This is a genomic window from Paenibacillus xylanilyticus (assembly GCF_009664365.1).
Classification (GTDB): domain Bacteria; phylum Bacillota; class Bacilli; order Paenibacillales; family Paenibacillaceae; genus Paenibacillus; species Paenibacillus xylanilyticus_A.
The window spans coordinates 6023097-6047424 of record NZ_CP044310.1; the positions used below are offsets into that span (position 1 = coordinate 6023097).

The following is a 24328-nucleotide window of genomic DNA, read 5'->3' on the forward strand; positions in this document are numbered from 1 at the left end:
AAGTCATTCTTCCACTCCGGCTACCGCTCCCTCTGTCGCGGCATGCTGGCCTGTGATCACGTAAATTGGATTCAATCCGTCAAAACGGGTCATGTTCAGAATCGGCTTGCTGCGCGCCGTCTGAAGCAGCGTCACGGAGGCGTCCATGCCTGCATCGCGCATCGCCTTCATGCTGTCATGCAGCGTTTCGATCGTCGCTGCATTCACGACAATGCGTCCCTCGGGGCGCAGCCGGGACGCGCATAGGGCGATCAGCTGCGCGAGCTCGCCGCCGCTGCCGCCAATAAACACCGCATCCGGATTCGGTAGTTCGTCCAGCCCTGCTGGTGCTTTGGCATGAAGGACGGTGAAGTCCGTCCGGAATTTGATCCGGTTGGCTTCGATGTTCACGAGGTCACCTTCGTTCTTCTCGATGGCGAAGACCTGGCCTCGCGGCGCAAGCCGCGTGCACTCGACCGCCACCGAACCGGAACCTGCGCCGATATCCCACACGATGCTGTCCTCGCCAAGTCGCAGCTCAGACAAGCTGAAGGCGCGGACCTCGCGCTTGGTAATCAGGCCCTTCTCCGGTTTGCGCTGATGGAATTCCTCATCCGCAAACCCAAACCCTTTGCGCGGCGCAGGCGCATCCTTGCGGCGCAGCAAAATGACGACGTTCAGCGGGCTGCATTCAGCTGCTGCCAGCTCGTCCAGGGTGTAATGGCGGGCACGTTCATCTGGCCCGCCGAGGTTCTCGGCAACGTAGGCATCATACTCGGTCATGCCGAACTGCTGCAGATAAGCCCCGATCGCAGCGGGGCTGTTATGCTCGTCCGTGAGCAGCGCAATTTTGGCTTGGCCATCAATGCGCTGGGCGAGGCCCTTGAGCGGACGTCCGTGCACGCTCTCGAGCACGGCGTCGTGCCAGCTCTCGCCAAGCTTGGCGAATGCCAGCTGCAGCGAGCTGAGATTAGGCCGGATCTCCAGTTGATCCGGGCCCAGCTTACGCGCAAGATACCCGGCGATGCCGTAGAACAGCGGGTCTCCTGAGGCAAGCACAACAATGTTGTGCGTGTCCTGCAGCGCTTTTATTTTCACAACCAAATCGCTTAATCCGCTCTTAATCGTGAGCTTCTCTCCCGCAAATGCAGGAAAGCACTGCAGCTGACGTTCGCCGCCCACCAGTACATCTGCTTCCTGAATCAGATTCAGGCTATCCACCGTCAATCCTGCCGCACCCTCTTCACCTACGCCGATGATACGGATCCTATGATTCTTTGCTCCAGCTGCTGTCGTCCAGTTCACTGATTTCCGCCCTCCCGAGTTCCATTCCTTTCATCGTGACCAATACCACTTCGACCGTCACTCCGCCTCCGGCATGCTCCAGGCAGTGCCTACAGGCATATGTACATAGCTTTTCAAAATAGGGCAAATACCCCGCCTCAGTCATCATGTCGGCCACTTGAGTCGCCGTGTTGGCTTCCTCGATCGCTTGCGCCAGTTCATCTCCAGCCCCGGTCTCGCGGGCCACGGACGCAAGAAATCCAAAATCCACCTGCGCACTCTTGGAGTGCACCATCATGACTCCTTGAGCCACTTTGGCAAATTTGCCCGGCATCCCCACCAGGCTGATGCGTTTCATGCCCAGTCGTTTCCCGTGCTTGATGGCGAACCCGACAAAGTCACCCATCTGAATGAAGGCTTCTTCGGGCAATTCGGGCATCATTTTCATCGCATATTTCTCACTGCTGCCGCCTGTCGTCAGCACAATGTGATCACAGCCAGATGCCTGCGCAACTGAAATGGCTTGTACCACACTTGCTTTGTACGCAGAGGTGGAGAATGGAACGACCACGCCACGTGTGCCCAAAATGGAGATGCCGCCCAAAATGCCGAGACGCGAATTCAGCGTCTTCTTGGCAATCTCTTCGCCGTCCGGCACGCTTATGACCACTCTTACTCCCCTGGCTGTCCCATGTTCGGCAAGCACCTGGGTTACGGCCTCGGTAATCATACGGCGCGGAACGGGATTAATCGCCGCTTCGCCGACAGGAACAGGCAGGCCCGGTTTGGTCACACGACCTACCCCAATGCCGCCATCCAGCTCCACACCAGGCTCCTCGCGCCAGGAGACATGTGCGATGATCTTCGCCAGATGCGTAGCATCCGGATCATCCCCGGCATCCTTGATGGTGGCACAGGCAGCCGTGCCGTCCGCCATCAGTTCCTGCTCGATCAGTTCGAACGAGTGGTCAAAGCCCGCGGGCAATGAAACCACAGCCTGTGCAGGAGTAATCCCGGTTAACAGAAGCTGCGTGGCCCCCTTGGCAACGGCCGTCGCGCAGGCTCCTGTGGTGAAGCCGGAACGCATCGGTTTGTCCGGGTCGGGTGCTTCCCCGCTTTTCATGCGTTTCTTTTCCATGGCTTTGAACCTCCCGTCCTTTCTTATTACTTTACATAGTAGATGACACTTGATTCACTGCGTATGCGAAAACTACGGGGTAGCCGCTACGGGTACGGATCGTTCTTCCGATCGCTGTTGTCTCCAGATTTCTTTGATTCCCTTATGTATAGGGAGAATTCCGGAGACAAAGGCGAACGCTGTCGCTTCTACAGAATCGATTCCGTCCCCTCCGCTACTCCCTGTATTCTCGTATACCTCGCAAAGTTCTTACCTGCAGGCTCATATGCTAAACCATGCCATGAGGTTTATTTGGAGTAACTGGCCATCTAATGCCACTAGAAGATGGAATCAAATGGCAGTTATTAAGTTTACATTTTATTACCTTCACACTTTAGTGATTGAGCGATGATTCAGGATTGGATTCAGGATTGAACTCCCTCATGCACTTTGTACCTTGCATGCTCCAACATTCGCTCCGTTTCAATTGATCATGGCTGCACTCTAACGAACTCAGGAAGTCCTATTCGAGCCAATTTCCACAGACTGAAAATCTAACGAATTATAGCGTCGTTATTTCAACATAAAGCCGATGTTCCCACCGTTTTTGGCGGCTTTGAGCAGAATAGCTTCACTCAGGTTTGTTAGAATGTATAACTCGTGATTATCTGCGATATAAGGCTCTTGAGGTTCGTTAGCGCTGCCCTGGTACTCCCTGCTCGGGTACACTCATGGACGTTCTAGGACGCTCTAGATACGCTCAGTTTAGGCTGAAAAAGCGACTATGCCTTCACTGCCATCAGCGAGATTGCGTTCAACGCAGCTACCACAATGGTGCTGCCGCCTTTCCGGCCGATGTTCGTGATAAACGGGATGTCCAGCTTGCGCAGCTCATCCTTGGATTCGGCTGCGGACACGAATCCAACAGGCATACCAATGATCAAGCCTGGCTTGGCTTCGCCTTCTTTTACCAAACGAATCAGCTCAAGCAATGCTGTCGGTGCATTACCTATGGCGTAGATTCCGCCATCGTATGCCTTCGTTGCTTTACGCGTCGAGATGATGGCCCGCGTTGTATTCAACCGTTTCGCTTCCTCCATCACATCCGTGTCGGAAATATGCACGTGCACATCTCCGCCGAACCCGCGAATACGATCCTTGCTTACTCCAGCCTGGATCATCTGTACGTCGGCAATGACAGATTGCCCTGCACGAAGAGCTGCAATTCCTGCCTGAATGGCATCCGGATGGAAAACCATGCTGCGGCCAAGTTCGAAGTCAGCTGAGGCATGAATGACACGCTGTACAACGGGATATTGTTCTTCCGTGAATGGGTGCTCACCCAGTTCCTCGGTAATCATCTCGAAGCTTTTCCCCTCAATCTCCTGGGGCTGTACAGTTAAAGGCTTAAATTCTGTTTTGAAATCCATATGCACTCACTCCTTCAATCGTAATATGATTCAAAATGGGTCTATCCCAATTTGATCTATTCGGGTGTTCTACTCCATCAATACACGCTTCAACTCGGAGAGTACGCCTTCAAACTCATCAAACACCGTTCCGAATTCGGCTTCTGGTCGGGATATCAATACAACCTGAATGCCAAGCTCCAGTGCAGATTGAATCTTCTCATCTACAGCTCCGGTCTTGCCGCTTTCCTTAGTGACCATAACGGTGGTGGCATAATGCTTGTACAATGCTTCGTTCATTTCACGGGAAAAGGGTCCCTGCATCGCAATAATATTGCGCTGTTCCACACCCAGTTCACCGCATTTCTCCATATTGTCGAGACGCGGAAGCATACGGGCAACGAGACGAATGTCAGGATCACCGAGCAGATGCTTGGTGAAAATCTGCAGCGTTTTGCTTCCAGTCGTTAACATGACAGAACCTTTGAGTTCTTTTGCCTTAAGAGCGGCTTCCTCATAGGTAGGCACGACATGAAGCAGCGGATGGTCATCGTAGGCAAGTCCCGTTCGCTCGTAACGGATATAAGGGATTCCTGCCTGTCTGGCTGCTTCCATGGCATTGGCATGGGCCTCTTCCGCAAAGGGATGACTTGCATCCACGATGGCACGGCTTCCTTTTTCACGGACAAGCTGGACCATGGCTTCGATCGTCAGCCTGCCTGTTCGAACCGGCAGCCCCGCCTCGGACAGACTGTGCGCTGCACTCTCGGTTACAACCGATGTGAGTACGTCCATCCCCTGCTGCTGAATCTGCACAGCCAATTCCCGCGCATCACTTGTACCGCATAACATCAAGATCATGGACGGTTCACCCGCTCCGAAGCAGCTGCGATCTGAGCATGCCCTGCATCTTCTGGTGAGGTGTTCTCTCCGTCTCCGCCCTCTTCATCTTGATTATGCAGCGCACCTTCGTGGTCATGATGCGAATGGTGAAGTTCCCCGTCGTGGTCATGATGATAATCCAGCGATGCTTCACGGCTGCTCACGGCATGTTCGTGAGTATGCTGCTCCTCATGGTGGTGCTCGTGATCATGGGCGTGAGGATCGTGGCTGTGTCCATGGTCGTGGTCATGATGATGATGGTCATGGCTGTGATCATGTGCATGATCATGATGATGGTGATCATGGTCATGATCGTGGTCGTGATCATGGTGATGGTGGTGATGTTTGGCAGCCTCAAGTCTGAATTGGCAGTTGTCGCAGTTGGCCATTACCCGTCCATTCAACCCTTCGTTCGCACGTTCCAATACCAGCTCCACCAATTTGGGATGGAATCCAAAATATCCTCCGATCTCCACCTGAATGTCCGGATGTGCCGCAGCAAATTCTGCAGTCATCTCATCAATGCGTTTGATCAGCACACCTGTGAACAGGAAATAAGGCATGATGACGATCTTCTTCGCTCCGAGCAGGAGACAACGCTGCAAACCATCCGGGAAGGAAGGCTGCGTCACACCAATAAAGCTGCTTTCGGCCCACTTGTAAGGGAGTTTCTCCCACAACATCCGAGTCATTTTGAAGAAATCACTGTTGGCATCCGGGTCACTGCTTCCCCGCCCAAGGACAAGTACGGCTGTCTCTTCATCCGTGACGGGAGCTGGCGGAGCCACCACTGCTGCGCCGCCTTGGCCCGCGGTAACAAGAACAGGCTGAGCTTCCTGCAGGCGGGTCTGCATAATTTGAACGACTTTCTCATGTACGCCAATCGGACGTCCATATACAAATTCCACTTGCGGATAACGGATCTTGGCCCGGTCAATGGCATTTGGAATATCAATTTTGGCGTGGCCCGCAGCAAACAGAATAATCGGCACCAATACGACACGCGTTGCCCCTTGATCTACACAAGCCGTAACGCCTTCAGCAATGCTCGGTCTTGTTAATTCCAGAAAACAGGTCTCTACCACGGTATTCTCCGGCGCTTTCTCCGCTACCGCTCGTGCAAACTCCATTAACTCCCGGTTTCCCTCCGGATCACGGCTGCCGTGTCCAACCAGCAAAATGGCATTCATCATGGCTTCTTCCTCCCCCGCCTGATCCATAGACCAGGCATCTCAATTTTAGGTTGTTCTTACTCGGTAAACGAGCCTTTTACGCAGGGTAACCTGGTTACCCAATCATCTCGATCTATATATAAGTGCATTGGAATTTTTCTGGTATAACTACAAATGCTGGTTATAAAATATCAGATGGTAACAACACTCGCGCGCGATCCCTAGTCGCCGCATACCGGGTTTACTTCCACGGTCACAGGCGCATCGACGTGACGGAAGCCTTGGATTACTCCAACCCGTTTGAAAAATTTATGGAACCTCTCATTGGGATGTCCCTTTTCCTTGTACTCCGCTACGATTCGCTCCACAATCCCGCCAATCTGATCACCTGGAATCCCTCCGGCTACCGGCTGGGCAGGGTGAGCGTTTCGTCCGAACTTCTTGCCGCCAAGGAACAGGTCGTATCCGCCCTTGCGGTAGACGATGCCGATGTCCTCGAGCACGGCACCGTAACATGCCATGCCGCAGCCATTCAGAGCCACGCTGGTCTCTTTCGGCGCACTAAGTCCGCCTATAACAGCCTGCAAATGATTGGCCATCGGAACGGCATCATCCTTCTCCATGTTGCAGAAGTCACAGGCCTTCACCTTGATAACGTCACCGATCGGCACCACGATAAAATTCGCTGCACGCAGTTCTTCTACCAGCTGATCCGGCTCAAAGGTCGGTACCCGCAAAATAATCTGATGCTCCGGCGTGTATTCCAGCTCGCCTTCTTCACTCGCGCATTGTGCCAGCAGCGCCATCTGGGCTGCGGTAAACTTCTTGTTGCCGACGCCAGGCGACACGCCAATCTCGAACAGCGGTGCCTTGCGTCCCGGCTCGGGTGCTGTCCGCACAGCAGCTGCCCCTGCAGTCTGCGGCGTCGCTGCTGGCACGCCTGACCCCGCCGCATCCAGCCAGCGGCTGGCTGCTTCGCCAGCGAGCTTGCCGCCTGCCGCAAGCCGCGTCAGTGCTTCGGCAGCCAGTTCGGCCGCACCGGCACGTGGCACCGCCAGGGCAGCACGAGGTGCGCCTTCCACCGCTCCAGGCCGCTCGGCTGCAAGCACTGCGGTGCTGCCGCCCGCTGGCTGAGCAGCAGGCAAGCCAGCGCCCTGCTGCCCTTGCGGTCCCATGCCCGTACTGGCGCTGGCGCCGCGCAGGGCTGGTTCCGCAGCTGGCTGCGCGGTCTGCGTATCGCGGACTGTGCCTGCTGCATCGGCGGAAGCGGCAGAACGTGCCTCCATCGCGCCGAGCGACCAAGGCTCAGCTTCCGTGCGGAGCCGCTCATGTGGTCTGAGCGGCTGTTCCACGGTATTCAGCGTGTATTTCCGCTGATATCCACGCGGTGTGACCATGAGTCCTTCGTACATCATGGTCGAGGAGTTACCAATAATCACGGTCGTCAGCATGCCGATATCATGGTTCAACATGTCTTCCAGCGTGGTCATCACGACATCCTGACGTTCACGATAGGCACTTTTTACAAGCCCCACAGGCGTCTGGGGACTACGGTACCGCAGCAGCATCTCCTGCGTCTCCACGATCTGGCGTGTCCGGCGTCCACTGCGAGGGTTGTACAGAGCAATGACAAAATCAGCTGATGCTGCTGCTTCAACTCGGCGAATAATCGTCTCCCATGGCGTAAGGTGGTCACTCAGACTGATCGTACATGCATCATGCATCACGGGTGCGCCAAGCAAGGAAGCACAGGATTGAATGGCAGATACACCCGGGATAACCTCAACGCCAACACCCGTTTCCGGCTTCCAGCCTTGCTCCATCAGCACCTCATACACTAATCCAGCCATGCCATACACACCTGCATCACCACTGGAGATTACTGCAACAATTTTGCCCAGCTCGGCCTGTCTGACCGCTTCCTGTGCCCGGCTTACTTCTTCGGTCATACCTGTCCGTACAATCTCCTGTCCGTCCAGGAGTGGACGAATCAGATCAACGTAAGTGTTATAACCAATGATGACCTCACTCTCCCGCAGTGCCTCCAATGCCCGGGTGGTGATATGCTCCATCGCTCCTGGGCCAAATCCGATAATCAGCAGCTTTCCTTGACTCTGCATTGCTTCTCCTCCTCCATCTCCCTGTTCACCCTTAGCACGTCAATCACATCTATATCATTGCTTCCTCAGCCGTCGTCTGCAGCCAGCTCTTGATGATTGAGTTGCTCCGTGCAGCTCAAGCCTCTTATCCCGGCTATTCCAAAACAGTGAAAAAGGACGGCTTGACCGACCTTCTTCTTCGCGGCATGTTCGATTAAATCCAGTTCCGGATCGACTGTAAAAAACAAAAAAATCCCATCCTTATAACGGATGGGATACGCATGTACGTACACTCAAGAAGACAGTCCACGGCCCCTATAGAGGATAGACCTGTGGCTGCATGGCCGCAAAGGGCCTGCCAGGCGAACCGGTTGTTCGCCCGTTTCCTGATTCTTCGTACACCACTCCTTTCCGCGAAGGGTTCGGTGACACATGCAAGGTAGGTCTCCTGGCTCTGGATCATCAGCTTCCTTTTCTGTCTTCCCCGGATGTCCGAGTGACTTGGATGAAAAGGGCTTCCCCATTACAGTGGCGGGACCGCTCGGGATTTGCACCCGATTCCCTGTTACCTCTTGCTCGACGCAAGAGCACCTTGCTTGTTTTCATGAATGATATTGCTTTCATCATAACACCGCTCAGGAAAAAATGTCCATGCTTATGATGCTTGTCCACAATTCTATGTTCAGACAAAACACAAAAAAGTTCTGATCCAGAACAGATCAGAACTTGAATGTTGATATCCATATATGTAGCTCTCATAACGATCTTATCGAATCCTTTAACAGACCTGCGTCCTGATCTACTTATCAGGATTTTTCTGCGTGTGCTGCAGCAACATATCGTCCCAGTTCAACGATGAGTGCTCCCATCTTTTCTTCCTCCGGAACAACAAGTGCTTCAATTCCTTCTTCACGCATGGCGTTTGCAGTCACCTTACCTACAGATGCAGGAATCACACCGTCCCGGAAAGCCTGCTGCATCTGTTCCAGCTTGCCTTGGGAAGCTGCGTATGCTGCCAGAAACCGTACTTGGGGGCCGCTGGTGAATGCTACGGCATCGACCTCATGCTGCACGATTTCATTCAAAAGCAGTTCCAGTTCGGCCTCTTCCGGTGGTACATGGCGATAAGGCAGAACCTGTCTTACTTCAGCACCCTGTTCTTCCAGCCAGTTGACCAGCTTCGGTGCAGTTTCTCCATGAAGCTGGAGCATGACTTTTTTGCCGGCAAGATTATGTGGCGCGAATTCTCGGATCAGTCCGTCCGTACTACCGTCATCATCCCGGACCAGCGGTGCAAGCTTGCGCTTGCGAAGTGAGTTCACCGTTTTGTATCCTCTTGCTGCAATGGAGGCTTCCGCCAAGACATCCAGCAGTTGACCAGCTATGTCCATATCCTCTGCCATTTCAAATATGGCATCCAGTCCCATGCCTGTAGTTAATACCGCCCAGTCGGGTGGATCAGAGATCAAGGAGACGAGACCGTCGCGTATGTTCCGATCATCCAGGAATACCGTTCCCTGTGCTGGCCGCACGAGTGGAATACCACCCATTTTCTCAACTAACAACGCCATTTCCTTGGATTTACGCGGTCCCGTCAGTGCTACACGTATACCGGCCAAATGTTGAGCCATTCATGTTCCCCCCAGTTCGTTCGTCCGAACGTCATTCGTTTGACTACAGTATACAGGGTAGTTTCATGGAGGGAAACCTTGTTTCACGTCATTTGGCGTGTTCTTCTATAACGATTTTTTATGATTGGCATCAGGAAGGCTGAAGCTCGCCCCCCTGCATTTCATCTTTTCCTGTGTTGTCTTCCTGATCGGAATTGCGTCCTTTCTTCTCCTGCTCATGCTGTTTTTGGGTTGTATCGCGATGGTTCTCTCCTTGGCGTGAGGAACCCCTTTCCTTTTTACGTGGTCGAAGAAACACAAAAAGAATGATTGGAAAGATCACTTCGAACAGAATGGCAATCCATGTCCATTCCCGCGTGAAGCGGAACAGCTGAATTGCATTTTTGAAAAACCAGAACGCACATACGAATCCTACCAGTGCAACAGGACCTGTCATGAGCTTCCCGGATACCTTAGGAATCATTCGCTTCAATCCCCAGCAGATAAAAAACAGATCAAAGGCAATTTTCGTGATCATCGCCGGCAGGGTAACTGCAGCTAAAGCCAGGTCAAATCGGTCCAGAAAATCACTGACCTGCAGTTGTCTGGCGAGCTCGTAAGATGGATATACCAGCCTTGATGCAATGGGTACACCAATTGAAGTAATGGTCTCCACCATGATTAACATCATCAGCAGGGCAGCGATCGTAATCCCCCATGCCACGGATTTGAAACGAAAGTCCCTCCCCTTGACCACAAAAGGCAATGCTATCATCTCCCCGAAGAAAGAGAAGATATACCAGCTTCCTTTGCCCACACCTGCAGCATCAATATCAAAGTATGGCATGAGGTTATCCAGATTGATTTGTTGAATGAGCATGAATGGAACAATGACCGAGTTCAATAAAAAGAGTGTAATGTATAACTCGGACATCCCAATCAGAGAACCCAGCCCGCCCCTTACGATGAACACTGCCATCACCAACAGAGACAGTACAATGATCGAGATTGGTGTTGTCTCCAATAAAGTGATGCTGACATAGTCACCGATGAGGCGAATGTCACGGGCAAACACAATCAGAAAGAAGAAGATATACAACGACCCTGCCAGCCGTCCCAACAGAGGGAACCTTTCGACCAAAGATTCGAACAGGTCCTGATCAGGAAATCTCCCCTGTACACGATTCAACATCCACATGGAGCCAACCATAACGATAAAAACGGGGATATAGGATAGATAGGCATGCTGCTCAGCATAAAATATCGCTTGAGCATGCGGCTGTATTAGCGTATTTGTTATGCTTAATAGCATGATAAGCAGTACCAGTTGACGGTTGGTAACCCCTTGATTCATTCCTTCCCTCCTTTCTATGTTAACAAGCCAAACGTCCTAGACCAGGTTCCTGTTCAAGGTAATGGAAGAAGCCGCTGGATCAAGTGTGTTAACCATACAGTTAGGAAGAAGGTTTTACTCAGGTGAGTAACCTGAAACCAAATCCCGATGCTTACTGCAATTACCCCATAAGATAACCATCGGTTAATCGCCGCTGCCTGTTTCAAGTGCTTAAAGTCCATGAAAACAACAGCGATGACCATTGCCAGATAAGTAAACATGAGCGGCTTAATCATGCACGATCTCCTCCTCGGTCAATCCAATCGGCTTATTCGTAATGCCTACATTCTCAATGACGATATGGGGCTCTACCACGACTTCCATATTCGGATAAATGTCATACCAACGTTCCTTGATCCTGTCCCATTCTTTCGGCATCTGCTGATGTATGGAACGACCCAGCCCCAGAATGTCGGCATTATACTTGCTCTGGAGCAGCCTTACGCCCTCCTCGATATCTTCCTTCACTTTTTTGTGAACAGCTTCGTTAAGCGTCAAAATCTCACGTTCCCGCAGGTCGCCGTAATTCGATTCGTTATCCACCAAAACTCCCTTGGCGTATAGTTGAATCGTGACACTCACTTTGTCATTACGAATATGCGGCTGGAACGAAGAATTGTTTTCGTTCAGCTTCAGGAACAACGTCCCCTCTCCCTCTGGAGCTTTAACCATTACCTCTGGCGTATTGGCTTCACCCATGGCCAAAATCAGTGCATCTGCTGGTGCCTTTTCGATCATTCCCACCAGTTTGTCCTTTTTGAAGATAGCCAGTCCATCCAGCTTGATATTGGTTTTGACATCCTTCCAATCCTTCGGTACATTTTCCGAAACGGAAGCAATCGGGAGAAAGGGATCGATTCCGTCCGAGAGGATGGAGTCGATAAATACTTTCAGGGAGCGCGGATGCCGCATATTCAGGAAGCATAGCTCCCGTACCATCTCCGAAGGGAATTTTTCAATCGGTGCGTCTGTATCAAGAACCTTAAATGCTTCCCCCTTGGTCACGACTGGCATGGCTGACAGGCGGTTCAGCGGATATCTGGTTAATAGGTCCAGCATCGGAGCAATGCCTTCCCTGGCCAGATCCTCTCCGATGAGCAGCGTACGACGATGGGCATAATAGAGGCGCCGGGATAGAGCCTTTTGCCCTTCTAGCGAGGTCCCGCGAAACGTTTTGGCGGTTGTGGACAGCATGAACCAGGATTTGTCCCCGCTTGTCCCTCCCCCGCCGCCTTCACTTCCCGAAGCACCGGATTGACCCGGAAGCGCAATCTGCAGACTTGTCCTGTAATCCTGTTTCTCCTTGTCCACGGCTATGCCAATGACAAAGGCAATATCATTAATCTCTTCCCGATCCCAGCAGCCAGATAACAAAAGGGTACACAGGAACAAAAGCACTACGGTGCGGTATTTCTGCATGAAATGCATGAGCTTACCACCCCTCCTCTGCTTCCGGCGATCCATTAATCTTGGCGTTCATCCGCTTCTTATCATGATGAACCGTGGAAGGACGATTGATCATTCTCCACCATGGTGTACGAATTACAATATCCTTGGTATCCGTTCTGTGATATGGACTCAGCCCTGACAGATAAGGGACCCCGAAGGAAGTCATCTGCGTCAGATGGACCGAGATCAATACCAGTCCGATAACAATACCGTACAGTCCAAGTGCTCCGGCGAGGAGCATGATCGGAAACCGCAGCAGACGAACTGTAATGGCAAAGTTAAAGCGCGGGATGGTAAACGATGCAATACCTGTCATGGATACGATGATAACCATGGGCGCCGATACAATCCCGGCCTGAACCGCAGCCTGCCCGATTACGAGTGCACCCAGGATGCTGACTGCCTGACCCACCGTCTTCGGTAACCTGACCCCCGCTTCACGCAAGGCTTCGAATGAAAGTTCCATAATAAGAGCTTCCACCAAAGCCGGGAACGGAATGGCTTCCCTGGCTCCGGCAATACTCAGAATCAACGTTGTTGGAAGCATATCCTGATGAAACGTTGTGATGGCGATATAAAGCGCTGGCAGAAACAAGGCAATGGCCACGAACAGAAACCGGATCCATCGCACCAGATTGGTGATAAAGAACCGTTCATAATAGTCCTCACTGGCCTGCAGCATCTGCCACATGGTCACCGGACCAATCAGGGCAAACGGACTGCCGTCCACCAGAATCGCAAAGCGGCCCTCCAGCAGGTTCCCCACGACCGTATCCGGGCGTTCCGTATAATGCATCTGTGGGAATGGGGAATATGGATGATCTTCAATCAATTCCTCGATATATCCCGTTTCCAGAATGCCATCAATCTTGATCTTGTTCAGGCGGTCCTTGACATCCTTGATATGGTTCGAATCCGCTATTCCGTCCAGATATGTCAATACCACATTGGTCTTGGTCTCTGTCCCGATGGTCATGCTCAACATTTTGAGTGACGAATTCTTCAACTTGAATCGGATCAGAGCTGTATTTACACGAAGTGTCTCCGTAAATCCTTCGCGGGGTCCCCGAATAACCGATTCGGTTTGAGGTTCCTCTACTCCCCGGCGCACGCCGCCTTTGACATTAAAGAGCCAGGCTTCCCGGCTTCCATTAATCAACAGTAGGGCCGATGCCTCCAGCACACCATCGGCTGCTTCCGCCCAGGAGTCCACCTTTTTCACCTGTGTTAGCGCAATGCGTGTATCATCGATGGGGACGTCAGGCTCATCGGTACGCTGCTCGACCAGCCCCCGGATGAGTGGACGGAGCATATGATCCTGGATATCAGCTGAATTGACAATCCCTTCGATATACACCAGAAGTCCCTGAACTTCAGGGGATATCATGACATTGCGGAATACCACATCCGAACTGTCCGAGAAAATGTCTTCCAGGGCAAGCATATGGCTCTCATGCGTCAATCCGATCGGCTGCTTCAGTATGGGCGGAGACGGCAGCCCCAAGGGGATATGTTTTTTTTCGGCTGCGTTTGAGGCAGCTTCTTTTCCTGTTGTCCTGTCGGCCATGTCCGTCCCTCCGCTCTTTTTTTATACAAGGTAGCTTGTGCCAAATGAACGGGAATTATGTGGACGATTTACAAAAATCCATGCATGCTTCCGTCTTCAGGAAAACAAAAAAAAGATCCCTGCGTTCGCAGAGATCCTTTCTTCCCCATTCCAATATGTTGCTGTTATATACTTCCGTTATTCGACGCTTGCGTCCACTTCCTTGATCATTTCCTGAATGGATTCCAGGCCGCCACCGGACAAGTACCAGTAGTTCGGATCAAGGTACACAATGTGTCCTTCTTTGTACGCTGTTGTATTCTTAACCAGATCATTCTCGATGACCTGTTTAGCTGGAGCTGCTTCCCCGCTGCCTGCAACCACTGCGCTGCGGTCTACCACAAACAGGTAATCCGGATTGGTCTCCATGACATATTCAAAGGAAACGCTCTGTCCATGCGTGGACACTTCAATATTGGCGTCTGCTGGTTTAAAACCAAATACGTCATGAATGATTCCAAATCGAGAGCCTGCACCATATGCGCTCAGTTTGCCTTCGTTTGTCAGCACGATCAGTGCGTTTTTGCCTGCTGCCGTTACCTTGTCTTTCAATGCTTGGGCAGATGCTTCAATGGTCGTCAATGCTTGCTCCGCTTCTGCTTCCTTGCCGAAAATCTCACCAAGTGTCTTCACGTTTTCCGTCAGGGAATTCATGTAATCCTCGTTGTCTACTGCCATATGAATGGTCGGTGCAATCTTGCTCAATTCTTCATATGAATCGGCCAAACGTCCCGAGATAATAATCAGGTCAGGGCTCATCGCATTTACTTTCTCAAAATCGGCTTCTTTCAAACTGCCCACGTTGGTGTACTTGGCGTCTTTATACTTTTCCAAATATGGAGGAACGCCTTCTTGAGGAACACCGGCAACTTCTACGCCCAACTGATCCAGGGTGTCCAGTACACCATAGTCAAACACCACCACGTTTTGCGGATTTTTCTTCACTTTGGTCTCGCCAAGTTGATGTTTAATCACAATCTCCTCATTGGACTGTGCTGCCCCCGCATTGGCCTCTGAACCTGTACCTGTGCTCGCACCCGCATTCTCCGCTGTTTTATTACCTCCGCATGCTGCCAGCACCACAGACAATACAACGAGCAGCGTAAACAACCAACCCTTTTTCATAAATAGACACCTCTCACTCTCTATATTGGTTTAATTTTCTTACGAAAAGTACACACAAATCTTGCGTCCATCAATCACCTGCACCGGAATATGCATGTCATATACCTGCTGTAATACTTCCGTATCAATGATATCTTCGGTTTTACCTTCCTGAACAACCCGGCCCTCCTTGAGCGCAACAATATAATCGGAGTAGCAGGATGCAAAATTGATGTCATGAATGACAATGACTATCGTTTTGCCAAGCTCGTCCACCATTCTGCGCAGTACTTTCATAATCTGCACGGAATGTTTCATGTCCAGGTTGTTCAGCGGTTCATCCAGCAGAATATATTCAGTGTTCTGGGCAATAACCATCGCGATGTACGCCCGCTGCCGCTGTCCACCACTAAGCTCGTCCAAATACCGTTTGCGGTACGGACCAAGATCCATATAATCAATGGCTTCCTGTATCCACTGACGGTCTTCCGGAGTAAGCCGTCCTTGGGAGTAAGGGAAACGACCGAACGCCACCAGATCCTCCACCGTCAGCCTGATATTGATATGGTTGGATTGTTTAAGCACGGATATTTTCTTGGATAACTCCTTGCTCTTCCAGCCTTCAATTTCCTTGCCTTCAATCAGGACCTGACCGGTGTCTTTGCCAATGAGCCTGGTGATCATGGATAACAGTGTACTTTTGCCGGCACCGTTCGGTCCGATAAAGGACGTGATCTTGCCTTTGGCAATATTCAGTGATACGTCATCCACTACCCGGACGCCGCCGTATTGTTTTGAGACATTTCTGACTTCTACCACGACTTACTCTCCTTTAGCAGCAAATAGATGAAATACACACCGCCTACAAAGTTGATAATGACACTTACGGTTGTGGAGAAGGTGAATACCCGTTCCACGATCAGCTGTCCGCCTACCAAGGCAACGACGGCGATGATGACCGAGCCCCAGATCAGCACGGTATGCCGGTGTGTCCGGAACACCTGATGAGCCAGATTCACGACCAGCAATCCCAGGAACATGATCGGACCTACAAGTGCAGTAGAGATGGACACCAGCACCATGACAACGAGCAGCAGCCGTTTCACGATATAGTGGTAATCCACACCGAGGTTCACCGCATGATCCTTCCCAAGTGCCAGAACATCAAGATACTTCGTGAATTTCCGCGCATACAGCAGGATCAGAAGGATGGAAGCCATCGAAATGATCAACAGATCCGTATTTACATTGTTAAAGCTGGCAAACATTTTGCCTTGCAGGATGAGAAACTCATTGGGATCAATCAGGACCTCCATGAAGGAGGATAGGCTCTGAAAGAGCGTTCCCAGAATCAGGCCCACAAGCAGCAGCAGATAGATATTGCGCCCTCGTTCCCGCCTGAACATGAATTGATGCAGCAGCAGGGCAAAGAGAGTCATTAGCAGGACTGACACTGCAAAATTAAGATTTTTATTTACAAAGCTGATGTGACTGCTTCCAAATACAAACACCGCAAACGTCTGAAACAGCATATACAGGGAGTCGAGTCCCATGATGCCAGGCGTTAGGATGCGATTGTTGGTTATCGTTTGGAAGATGGCCGTTGAGTATGCAATACATGCTCCGGTGAGCACGATGGCCAGAATCTTCTTCCCCCGGCGCGGCAGGATGTAGTCCCAGTTGCCCCCCGACTGAATGACCAGAAACACACCAATCAGAATGAGCGCCGCTGCGATCAAGATGCCAAACTTTAGCGTATTCGCTGAATATTTCATTCTCATGACCCATTTGCCTTTCTTCGAAGCAGTAAATACAGAAACAGCACACTGCCTACGACTCCCACTGTCAAACTGATGGACAGCTGGTACGGATAAACAATCAATTGACCCAGAATGTCACAGACCAGAACGAATATCGCTCCAAGTACGGCCGTATGGGGCAGCGTGTCACGCAAGTTATCTCCCTTATAAAGCGTCACAATGTTGGGTACGACCAGACCCAAAAACGGAATGGTGCCTACGGTGATAATGACTACAGCCGAGACCATGGCTACCAGAATCAATCCGAGGTTCACCACTCTCCGATATGCCAGGCCCAGGTTGGTTGCGAAGTCTTCTCCCATCCCCGCCAGTGTGAAACGGTTGGCGAAGAGATAGACGATAATCAGCAGCGGAATACTGATATAGATCAATTCATATCGGCCCTTCATGATGGTGGAGAAGTCACCTTGCAGCCAAGAGGATATGTTTTGGATCAAATCGTTTTTGTAAGCAAAAAAGGTCGTCACCGAACTAACGATATTACCGAACATCAAGCCCAGAAGAGCGATGTAGATCGTGTCCTTGAATTTAACCTTCTCGAGTATTCGCATAAAGATCAGCGTACCTGCCAGGGCAAAGGCGAAGGCAACCAGCATTTTTTGCAGAGAGGACGCGCCAGGGAACCACATCAGGGTCACCAGAATTCCAAGTCTTGCGGAATCCATGGTGCCTGCTGTTGTAGGCGAAACAAACCGGTTGCGTGTCAGCTGCTGCATAATCAGACCAATCACGCTCATACTGATGCCCGCGACCAGAATGCTGATCAGACGGGGAAACCGGCTGACTTGCAGTACCTGCAGCTGCACTGGGGTCAAGTGGAATATATCCAGGGGCGAAATGTCCGAGTTGCCGATAAATATGTAAACGAAAGACAGAACAACCAGTGCGATCAACATATAACCTAACTTCATCTCTCTACTAAACCCCTCACCGATAGCCTTATGACAACATAATGACTCTATTCTTCCATATGATATTGATATTCATTATCAATTAATATGGATTATATCTATATTAATTTCCAGATGTCAACCTTCCGTAACTTCGCAATTTCTGGGATTTCCTAAAACAACCTAAAAAACATCACATGCCATATGAAATAGACAAAAAGAAATAGGCCTTCCGGTATGGAAGACCCATCTACGTATGATCATTAATCAGCAAAGTAATCTTCAGGCACATAACGAATCTCGGAATTCGCAAAAATCGTAAGGGTTCCACGATCCTTATCGTATGCAACCCGGTCTCCTTGGACATAGTACCAGTGCTTCAGGAGGGGTTGATCCTTGCGCTGTACGAATCGAAAGACGTTCAGCTCCTGTCTGAGCTCAATGATCTGTTCCACGGTTTGATCATCCAAACCTGTAACGGTGAATACGAAGCCTTCGCCCTCTTTTTGGAACCGATAGGACAGGGAATCTATTTTGCTATTCGCCAGACCTCGCCCGGTCACCCCATGTTTAACCATAAACCATTCCTGCTGTGCCATAGACGTATATCCTCCCTTAGTGCTCGTGTCTATTAAATGCTGCGTTCCACTCAAGTTAAGGCAAATCAATGAGCATGAAGAACGCGTCCTCACTTGCCTGAAATTCCGTGACCTGAGTCTGTTCTACCCTCGCTGTATCGCCAGCAGTTAAATCGTGCTCACCATTCAGTCCGAGCTTACCCTCAATCACAAAAATATACTGGCGACGTCCCTCATCCTGCTTATATGTTAATGCCTCACCTTTAGTCAAACGGCTTAGATATATGGTCATATCCTGATGAATGGATGCAACCCGCGGTCCACCTTCAGGAGATACTACAGGAAGGAGCGCTCCCGTTAGTGCAGCAGGATCAAATGATGTCGTCTCATACGAAGGCTGCAGCCCTCTCGTCGTAGGCATAAACCAGAGCTGAAGCAAACGTACCTCTTCCGTATCGGATGCATTATGCTCGGTGTGAATCATGCCGCTGCCCGCGGACATTCGCTGAATTCCCCCAAACGAGGTTACAGCTACATTGCCAAGATTGTCTTCATGACGAAGCTTGCCGTTCAGCACAATGGATACGATCTCCATGTCACTATGCGGATGTGCACCAAAACCACGCCCAGGTGCAATCACATCATCATTTGCTACCCGCATCGGCCCAAACGCTGTGTTCTCCGCGTCCTGATATTCTCCAAAGGAAAAGGTGTGACTGCCGCGCAGCCAGCCCCGGTCGAAGCTGGCACGGGCTTCAGATGGAATGATATTAATCATAAAGCACATCCTCCGTAATGTTCTTATTTTTTCTTAGTAGCATACTTATTCTCATTGTACCAAAAGTTTAGGCTTGGCGTCCAAAATAAAAAAACCTTCTCCTGCCAGAGCAGTTCACAAGTATAATTACCCGCAAACCAATCCAGCAGGAAAAGGCTTAAATAGCAGGCTTAGCCTGCTTTTTTATGAAATACATGCTCACAAACGGTGCGTCTTATGAACTTGCATTCTGAACCTTACCTTGTCTAGCTATCAACTGATCCACCGCGAGGAAGCGGCTGCCTGTGAATAGCAAGGTCAGGGAACCTGCCAGCGTCAGGTAGTCAAATTCAGTACCACCAACAAATGGCTGACCTACTTTGGCCGTAAACAGAACCCCTGCCATCAAGACAATAAACAAAGCAGCAAACACACGTGTTCCCAATCCAAGAATCATCGCGGCCCCGCCGGCCAGCTCAATAATGGCAACAACGGATGCGAGGAACCCAGGAATACCCATGCTCTCAAAAAAACCTACCGCACTGCTGATTCCACCTTCAAACTTGCTCCACCCATGCAATACAAAGATGAGCCCGATCATGATTCTTAAGAAGAACAAGCCAATCTCTACACTCCTGCTATTCATGTACATCTTCCTCCTCGACATTAAAGTGTGTCACATTCAATTTATCCGATCGACCAAACAAACAAAACTGACATCAACAAAAACACTGTCGCCGACATTAATATGGCGAACCACGGGAGAGCCAGCTCAACATCTTGTTCCGGATCGAGCAAACGAGAGATGCGCACATTCACCGACGTATCGGCAAACGAGGATTGCACAGCCATCTCCCTTACGCGCCATGGTTCCGGACAAGCGCGGATCAGCTTGAGCAAGGCACTGCCAATTCCCGCTGCATTTCCCGTACGTTCAATTGCTTCATTATCGGCTAAAATTTCGCGGACGATATGATATTGTTTTGAAGTATGCTTCAAAACAGGAATATACGGCATCATCATGGCAAACACCGACAGCAGCGTTGTCTTCAACGGATCACGGTGCCATAGATGATGTACTTCATGATACACAACAGCTGCTTCTTCTTCAGCATCGAGCATACCGAGCAACCCCGTCGAGAGAACAATGTAAGGCCTCCATAAACCAATCGTAAAAGCAATCGGTGACTGCTTGTCCACGACGATGAACCCCGGTTGTTGGAGATGGCGGTACTTGACCTCAAGTGCTCTGGACATTTCTTGGTTCTCGATCGCATGGAGCTTGCGTACAGCTGCTCGCGTCTTCATCATTCGATGCATGAACAGCCAGCCTGTTCCTCCAAAGGTTAGCACGACAAGCAGCATCAAAAAGTGGCCTACCGACAACCATCCCATACGGCTCATCCAGTGATTGCACAGCCAGAGCAGATTAAAGGGAATGTCCCAGCCAAACAGTTTGTACATGGCGTACATAAACATTTGAATGAACACAAGTAGCGGAATGCCAAACCCGACAGTAAACAACAGTTTCGAGCGGGCCTTCCACATATCAGTCGCTATCCTTTTTCCATTGTTTGATCTTCTGCTCCAGACGTTCAATCAACCCCGCATCGGCTTCATCCAGTGCATCCAGCATGTGGCTCACTGCAAGTGCACCGAATTCGTCTACCAGTTCATGCGACAGCTCCTTCGATTGGTCGTTCATAAACTCCTCCTTGCTCTGTACAGGGTGATACAGTGACGTCCGGCCCTTCTGTGTTTTGCGAAGCAGACCCTTGTCCACGAGCCGGTTCATAACCGTCATGACGGTATTAAAATTAACATCTTTATCTTGTTCAAGTGCTGTTTGCACCTCACGGATGCTGCTACCTGGACGCGCCCATAAGATATCCATAATCTTCGCTTCCAGCGGGCCAAAAAAACGATTCAGCCCACGCTCACCCACTTTAAAATTGTGTATTTTCATGTTCAGACACCCCTCACACTACCCATTGTAGTGCCATCAAACGAGAAGTCAACCTCTATGTCAGCTATTTATTGTAAATGATTTGTAAATTTGTTTTCCATTTCAGAATATCACTGGGATCATATATGAGAAGCCAGCTCGGCTGCAAAGACAGCAAAAAGACTGGACAGCCCTGCATTCTCTGCAGTCATGCCCAGCCTTATCCGTATTCATTTATTACCTACAAGCTTATGAAAAAATATTAATAATGTCTCTTATTTACGGTCTGCCGGATGGCATGTATGCCGAGATATCTACACCCAGTCCACGAGCCAGACGTCCGCCAAGCTGTCCATCAGCCTGGAAGAAGTGACATAATGCACGCATCTGCGTCTGGGCCGGAACACCTTTCAGGTCATTAATCAGATTATCAATCAGATTATTCTGTTCTTCGGCCGTGAAGGAACGGAACAATTCGCCTGCCTGCGTGTAATCATCGGTTTTCTCAATTTTCTCCCGTGTAACATGACCGTGCAGCGGCACCTGAGTATCCCGGTATGCCGGATCTTCCTGTGGACTGCTGGAGGAGCTGTTCGGCTCATAATTCACAGGGGAGGGATCCTGATTCACATTCATGAGTCCATCGCGCTGATGGTTGCGAACCGGTGCATACGGGCAGTTCACCGGAATCTGCAAATAGTTTGGTCCAAGGCGGTGACGCTGGGTATCCGGATAGGAGAACAGGCGTCCTTGCAGCAGTTTATCCTCAGATGGCTCAATCCCAGGCACCAATGCACTTGGCGAGAAAGCCGCCTGTTCGACTTCAGCGAAGAAGTTTTGCGGATTGCGATTCAGGGTCATGGTTCCTACCGTTTGAAACGGAATGATATCTTCCGGCCAGGTTTTGGTTGGATCAAGCGGATCAAATGAGAAATCATCCATCTGCTCCGGCTTCAGAAGCTGTACCTGCAGCTTCCACTGCGGATACTGGCCATTTTTGATATGGTCATACAGATCCCGGGTAGCGTGGTTGAAGTCCTGTCCTTGCACTTCAGACGCTTCCTGACGAGAGAAGCCGCGCACACCCTGTGCAGACTCCCACTTATACTTCACGTAGTGGATCTCGCCTTGCGCATTAATCCATTTGAAGGCGTGCACACCGAATCCATCCATCTCACGGTAACTCGCAGGCGTACCCAGATCAGAGAACAACCACGTCATCATATGTGTGGACTCAGGTGAAAGGGTCATGAAATCCCAGTACCGTGCAGGGTCTTGAATATTCGTATCTGGCGCAGGCTTCAGGGAATGCACCATATCCGGGAATTTCATCGCGTCACGGATGAAGAATACAGGCAGATGGTTACCGACAATATCATAGTTGCCTTCCCGCGTGTATAGCTTGACGGCAAACCCGCGTGGATCACGCGCAGTCTCTGGCGACCCCGTTCCGTGAATTACCGTGGAGAAACGGACCAGTACAGGTGTTTCCGTACCAGGCTCCTGGAGGAAATCCGCTTTGGTGAACTCTTTCATACTGTTCTCCAGGGTAAATACCCCATGAGCACCCGCGCCTCTGGCGTGCACGACCCGCTCCGGAATACGTTCACGGTCAAAATGGGCAATCTTCTCGATCAAATGATAATCTTCAAGTAGAGTCGGTCCTCTTCTGCCTGCTGTGCGGGAATTCTGGTTATCACCCACGGGTGCTCCCTGGTTCGTTGTCATATGTTCTGTCATCTCTGCATCCTCCTCATGATGGCCTCATGCCTGTGTATCTATTATTTAAATCATATTCGTCATTACTTTAAATATACATTTAGACTTGATCTAACTGTTAAAATGATTCTAACATGTCCCATAGAGAATCTGCATGAGTTTCGCATGAGGTTATCATGAGTATCCTGATCGTTTCATGAATGAAGGATGAACATCTGCTTATGTCATAAATAACTAGAAATAAAAAAAAGCGGACTAATCCGCCAGGCGGTAGCCCACTCCTCTTACTGTAACAATATATTGCGGGGAAGCTGCGTTATCTCCAAGCTTTTTGCGCAAGCTTTTGATATGAACATCAACTACATTGCTTCCACCCGTAAAATCAGTCTCCCAAATATCGCTGAGCATCTCCTCCCGGGAAATGACAGCTCCTTTGGCATCAATCAGCTTCAGCAGCAGATCGTATTCGGTCTTCGTCAAGTGAATCCGCTCATTGTCCCGCTGAACACTCATCCGCTCCCGATCCAGCCACAGGTCCTTGAAGCTGATCCGTTGCCCTTCCTCAGGCAAGAAGCCGCGCTTCGGCGTAACCGGACTATTGCCAATCATGCGCTGCACCCGGTACAGTGCTTCCTGCGGACGGGCTGGCCACACCAGCAGCTCTTCCTGAAGCATGGGTCCGCTTGCGCTGCCTATCATATTCTCGCCCACCAGATATAGGCAAGGTGCCATACGCTCTGCCTCCCGGTTCAAACGGCTGCTGATGCCAGCGAACGCATCAATCGTTCCAGCCACAGACAGATCATAGATCAACAGATCAAATACCAGCCGTTCATGAAGATCCGGTTCCCAACGATGAAACACCAATACATCGAAGCAGCTATCCGTCAACGCTTTGACCAGTTCATGAACCTGGCCTGGCATCGGACTGATCAGAATGACACGCCGTGTGACAGGACAAGCTTCCACAAAGGGAGCCGGATCAGTAAGAGCTGGCTTGACCCGCAGCGGCAAACGTCGATCAGACATCCTGATTTTTACTTGATCCGTTTGTTTTTGCATTCCCCGCAGACACCTCCAAAGACCACATGAGCGTGATCAATTGCATAACCGGTTTCCTCGGCCACCTGCTGCATCCACGCCGAAGGGACCTCTGTCATAACCTCATCCACTTTGCCACAGACTTCACACATAATATGCTGGTGGTCATCCATGCGAGCATCATATCGGCTGGCAGTCTCACCCAGCTTAAGCTCCCGGATCAATTCTTTGTCCGTTAAATAACGCAGCGAATTATATACGGTGCCATAGGCGAGATTATAGCCTTGTTCGACCAGACGGTTCATCACGTCTGCAGCAGTCGGATGGTCTTCCGAGTGGCGTACTACATCATATACGGCCTGTCTTTGTATCGTCAGATTTAGAGTTTTCACGGCAATTCTCCTTTATTAATCCATTCCAAAATATATACGATGACACAGCAATCCATCGATCGCTATGATTCCCAGAAACATT

At 50.5% G+C, this 24328-nt stretch carries 23 protein-coding genes and 1 riboswitch; all 23 genes read right to left on the reverse strand.

Features of this window, described 5'->3' with window-relative positions:
- Window positions 1-3 precede the first annotated feature (3 nt).
- The 23 genes from cbiE to F4V51_RS26985 all read right to left on the reverse strand — a co-directional run bounded on the left by cbiE (window position 4) and on the right by F4V51_RS26985 (window position 24246).
- Window positions 4-1284 carry a precorrin-6y C5,15-methyltransferase (decarboxylating) subunit CbiE gene (gene cbiE, locus F4V51_RS26875; protein WP_236146650.1) on the reverse strand — a complete coding sequence of 427 codons (1281 nt, stop codon included), beginning with the start codon at window positions 1282-1284 and terminating at the stop codon, window positions 4-6.
- Entirely contained in the window at window positions 1247-2401 is a 1155-nt protein-coding gene (locus F4V51_RS26880) for a cobalt-precorrin-5B (C(1))-methyltransferase (protein WP_153980238.1), read from the reverse strand. The genes cbiE and F4V51_RS26880 overlap by 38 nt, the downstream gene beginning before the upstream one ends.
- Window positions 2402-3162: 761 nt before the next feature.
- Window positions 3163-3810 (reverse strand): precorrin-8X methylmutase, encoded by a 648-nt coding sequence (locus F4V51_RS26885; protein ID WP_153980239.1) that lies wholly within the window; start codon window positions 3808-3810, stop codon window positions 3163-3165.
- A gap of 69 nt (window positions 3811-3879) precedes the next feature.
- Complete coding sequence (cobK, locus tag F4V51_RS26890) at window positions 3880-4650, reverse strand: precorrin-6A reductase (RefSeq protein ID WP_153980240.1); 771 nt, start codon at window positions 4648-4650, stop codon at window positions 3880-3882.
- Window positions 4647-5861 (reverse strand): sirohydrochlorin chelatase, encoded by a 1215-nt coding sequence (locus F4V51_RS26895; protein WP_153980880.1) that lies wholly within the window; start codon window positions 5859-5861, stop codon window positions 4647-4649. The genes cobK and F4V51_RS26895 overlap by 4 nt, the downstream gene beginning before the upstream one ends.
- Window positions 5862-6064: 203 nt before the next feature.
- A complete protein-coding gene (gene cobJ / locus F4V51_RS26900; RefSeq protein WP_153980241.1) occupies window positions 6065-7963 on the reverse strand; it encodes a precorrin-3B C(17)-methyltransferase in 1899 nt (632 codons plus the stop codon).
- A 399-nt stretch (window positions 7964-8362) separates the two neighbouring features.
- Window positions 8363-8552, reverse strand: a riboswitch (cobalamin riboswitch).
- A 196-nt stretch (window positions 8553-8748) separates the two neighbouring features.
- The gene (locus F4V51_RS26905; RefSeq protein ID WP_153980242.1) at window positions 8749-9573 is read right to left on the reverse strand and encodes a uroporphyrinogen-III synthase; all 825 of its coding nucleotides are present in this window, start codon (window positions 9571-9573) and stop codon (window positions 8749-8751) included.
- A 130-nt stretch (window positions 9574-9703) separates the two neighbouring features.
- A complete protein-coding gene (locus F4V51_RS26910) occupies window positions 9704-10906 on the reverse strand; it encodes an endospore germination permease (protein WP_153980243.1) in 1203 nt (400 codons plus the stop codon).
- Window positions 10907-10959: 53 nt separating this feature from the next.
- The gene (locus tag F4V51_RS26915) at window positions 10960-11181 is read right to left on the reverse strand and encodes a hypothetical protein (RefSeq protein ID WP_153980244.1); all 222 of its coding nucleotides are present in this window, start codon (window positions 11179-11181) and stop codon (window positions 10960-10962) included.
- Complete coding sequence (locus F4V51_RS26920) at window positions 11174-12373, reverse strand: Ger(x)C family spore germination protein (RefSeq protein ID WP_162010001.1); 1200 nt, start codon at window positions 12371-12373, stop codon at window positions 11174-11176. Before F4V51_RS26920 ends, F4V51_RS26915 begins: the two co-directional genes overlap by 8 nt.
- A gap of 4 nt (window positions 12374-12377) precedes the next feature.
- Window positions 12378-13961 carry a spore germination protein gene (locus F4V51_RS26925; RefSeq protein ID WP_153980246.1) on the reverse strand — a complete coding sequence of 528 codons (1584 nt, stop codon included), beginning with the start codon at window positions 13959-13961 and terminating at the stop codon, window positions 12378-12380.
- Between the two features lie 177 nt (window positions 13962-14138).
- Entirely contained in the window at window positions 14139-15125 is a 987-nt protein-coding gene (locus tag F4V51_RS26930; RefSeq protein ID WP_153980247.1) for a siderophore ABC transporter substrate-binding protein, read from the reverse strand.
- A 39-nt stretch (window positions 15126-15164) separates the two neighbouring features.
- Complete coding sequence (locus F4V51_RS26935) at window positions 15165-15923, reverse strand: iron ABC transporter ATP-binding protein (protein WP_153980248.1); 759 nt, start codon at window positions 15921-15923, stop codon at window positions 15165-15167.
- On the reverse strand, window positions 15917-16879 hold the full coding sequence (locus tag F4V51_RS26940; protein ID WP_153980249.1) for an iron chelate uptake ABC transporter family permease subunit: 963 nt from the start codon (window positions 16877-16879) through the stop codon (window positions 15917-15919). The genes F4V51_RS26935 and F4V51_RS26940 overlap by 7 nt, the downstream gene beginning before the upstream one ends.
- A gap of 2 nt (window positions 16880-16881) precedes the next feature.
- Window positions 16882-17835, reverse strand: coding sequence for an ABC transporter permease (locus F4V51_RS26945; protein WP_153980250.1), 954 nt, complete (start codon window positions 17833-17835; stop codon window positions 16882-16884).
- Window positions 17836-18077: 242 nt separating this feature from the next.
- On the reverse strand, window positions 18078-18413 hold the full coding sequence (locus F4V51_RS26950) for a hypothetical protein (protein WP_153980251.1): 336 nt from the start codon (window positions 18411-18413) through the stop codon (window positions 18078-18080).
- Window positions 18414-18468: 55 nt separating this feature from the next.
- Window positions 18469-19170: a pirin family protein gene (locus F4V51_RS26955; RefSeq protein ID WP_153980252.1), complete on the reverse strand. Its 702-nt coding sequence runs from the start codon at window positions 19168-19170 to the stop codon at window positions 18469-18471.
- Between the two features lie 214 nt (window positions 19171-19384).
- The gene (locus tag F4V51_RS26960) at window positions 19385-19795 is read right to left on the reverse strand and encodes a DoxX family protein (RefSeq protein ID WP_153980253.1); all 411 of its coding nucleotides are present in this window, start codon (window positions 19793-19795) and stop codon (window positions 19385-19387) included.
- A 41-nt stretch (window positions 19796-19836) separates the two neighbouring features.
- Window positions 19837-20697 carry a M56 family metallopeptidase gene (locus F4V51_RS26965; protein ID WP_153980254.1) on the reverse strand — a complete coding sequence of 287 codons (861 nt, stop codon included), beginning with the start codon at window positions 20695-20697 and terminating at the stop codon, window positions 19837-19839.
- Between the two features lies 1 nt (window position 20698).
- Window positions 20699-21115 carry a BlaI/MecI/CopY family transcriptional regulator gene (locus F4V51_RS26970; protein WP_095291044.1) on the reverse strand — a complete coding sequence of 139 codons (417 nt, stop codon included), beginning with the start codon at window positions 21113-21115 and terminating at the stop codon, window positions 20699-20701.
- 258 nt (window positions 21116-21373) lie between these two features.
- The gene (locus F4V51_RS26975; RefSeq protein ID WP_153980255.1) at window positions 21374-22834 is read right to left on the reverse strand and encodes a catalase; all 1461 of its coding nucleotides are present in this window, start codon (window positions 22832-22834) and stop codon (window positions 21374-21376) included.
- A gap of 234 nt (window positions 22835-23068) precedes the next feature.
- The gene (locus F4V51_RS26980; RefSeq protein WP_153980256.1) at window positions 23069-23875 is read right to left on the reverse strand and encodes a winged helix-turn-helix domain-containing protein; all 807 of its coding nucleotides are present in this window, start codon (window positions 23873-23875) and stop codon (window positions 23069-23071) included.
- Window positions 23851-24246 carry a Fur family transcriptional regulator gene (locus tag F4V51_RS26985; RefSeq protein WP_127537336.1) on the reverse strand — a complete coding sequence of 132 codons (396 nt, stop codon included), beginning with the start codon at window positions 24244-24246 and terminating at the stop codon, window positions 23851-23853. Before F4V51_RS26985 ends, F4V51_RS26980 begins: the two co-directional genes overlap by 25 nt.
- Window positions 24247-24328 lie beyond the last annotated feature (82 nt).

Coding starts and splice junctions, on each gene's coding strand:
- F4V51_RS26880 (WP_153980238.1), bottom strand. CDS start 2,401: ATGGAAAAGAAACGCATGAAAAGCGGGGAAGCACCCGACCCGGACAAA.
- F4V51_RS26885 (WP_153980239.1), bottom strand. CDS start 3,810: ATGGATTTCAAAACAGAATTTAAGCCTTTAACTGTACAGCCCCAGGAG.
- cobK (WP_153980240.1), bottom strand. CDS start 4,650: ATGATCTTGATGTTATGCGGTACAAGTGATGCGCGGGAATTGGCTGTG.
- F4V51_RS26895 (WP_153980880.1), bottom strand. CDS start 5,861: ATGAATGCCATTTTGCTGGTTGGACACGGCAGCCGTGATCCGGAGGGA.
- cobJ (WP_153980241.1), bottom strand. CDS start 7,963: ATGCAGAGTCAAGGAAAGCTGCTGATTATCGGATTTGGCCCAGGAGCG.
- F4V51_RS26905 (WP_153980242.1), bottom strand. CDS start 9,573: ATGGCTCAACATTTGGCCGGTATACGTGTAGCACTGACGGGACCGCGT.
- F4V51_RS26910 (WP_153980243.1), bottom strand. CDS start 10,906: ATGAATCAAGGGGTTACCAACCGTCAACTGGTACTGCTTATCATGCTA.
- F4V51_RS26915 (WP_153980244.1), bottom strand. CDS start 11,181: ATGATTAAGCCGCTCATGTTTACTTATCTGGCAATGGTCATCGCTGTT.
- F4V51_RS26920 (WP_162010001.1), bottom strand. CDS start 12,373: ATGCATTTCATGCAGAAATACCGCACCGTAGTGCTTTTGTTCCTGTGT.
- F4V51_RS26925 (WP_153980246.1), bottom strand. CDS start 13,961: ATGGCCGACAGGACAACAGGAAAAGAAGCTGCCTCAAACGCAGCCGAA.
- F4V51_RS26930 (WP_153980247.1), bottom strand. CDS start 15,125: ATGAAAAAGGGTTGGTTGTTTACGCTGCTCGTTGTATTGTCTGTGGTG.
- F4V51_RS26940 (WP_153980249.1), bottom strand. CDS start 16,879: ATGAAATATTCAGCGAATACGCTAAAGTTTGGCATCTTGATCGCAGCG.
- F4V51_RS26945 (WP_153980250.1), bottom strand. CDS start 17,835: ATGAAGTTAGGTTATATGTTGATCGCACTGGTTGTTCTGTCTTTCGTT.
- F4V51_RS26950 (WP_153980251.1), bottom strand. CDS start 18,413: ATGGCACAGCAGGAATGGTTTATGGTTAAACATGGGGTGACCGGGCGA.
- F4V51_RS26955 (WP_153980252.1), bottom strand. CDS start 19,170: ATGATTAATATCATTCCATCTGAAGCCCGTGCCAGCTTCGACCGGGGC.
- F4V51_RS26960 (WP_153980253.1), bottom strand. CDS start 19,795: ATGAATAGCAGGAGTGTAGAGATTGGCTTGTTCTTCTTAAGAATCATG.
- F4V51_RS26965 (WP_153980254.1), bottom strand. CDS start 20,697: ATGTGGAAGGCCCGCTCGAAACTGTTGTTTACTGTCGGGTTTGGCATT.
- F4V51_RS26970 (WP_095291044.1), bottom strand. CDS start 21,115: ATGAAAATACACAATTTTAAAGTGGGTGAGCGTGGGCTGAATCGTTTT.
- F4V51_RS26975 (WP_153980255.1), bottom strand. CDS start 22,834: ATGACAGAACATATGACAACGAACCAGGGAGCACCCGTGGGTGATAAC.
- F4V51_RS26980 (WP_153980256.1), bottom strand. CDS start 23,875: ATGCAAAAACAAACGGATCAAGTAAAAATCAGGATGTCTGATCGACGT.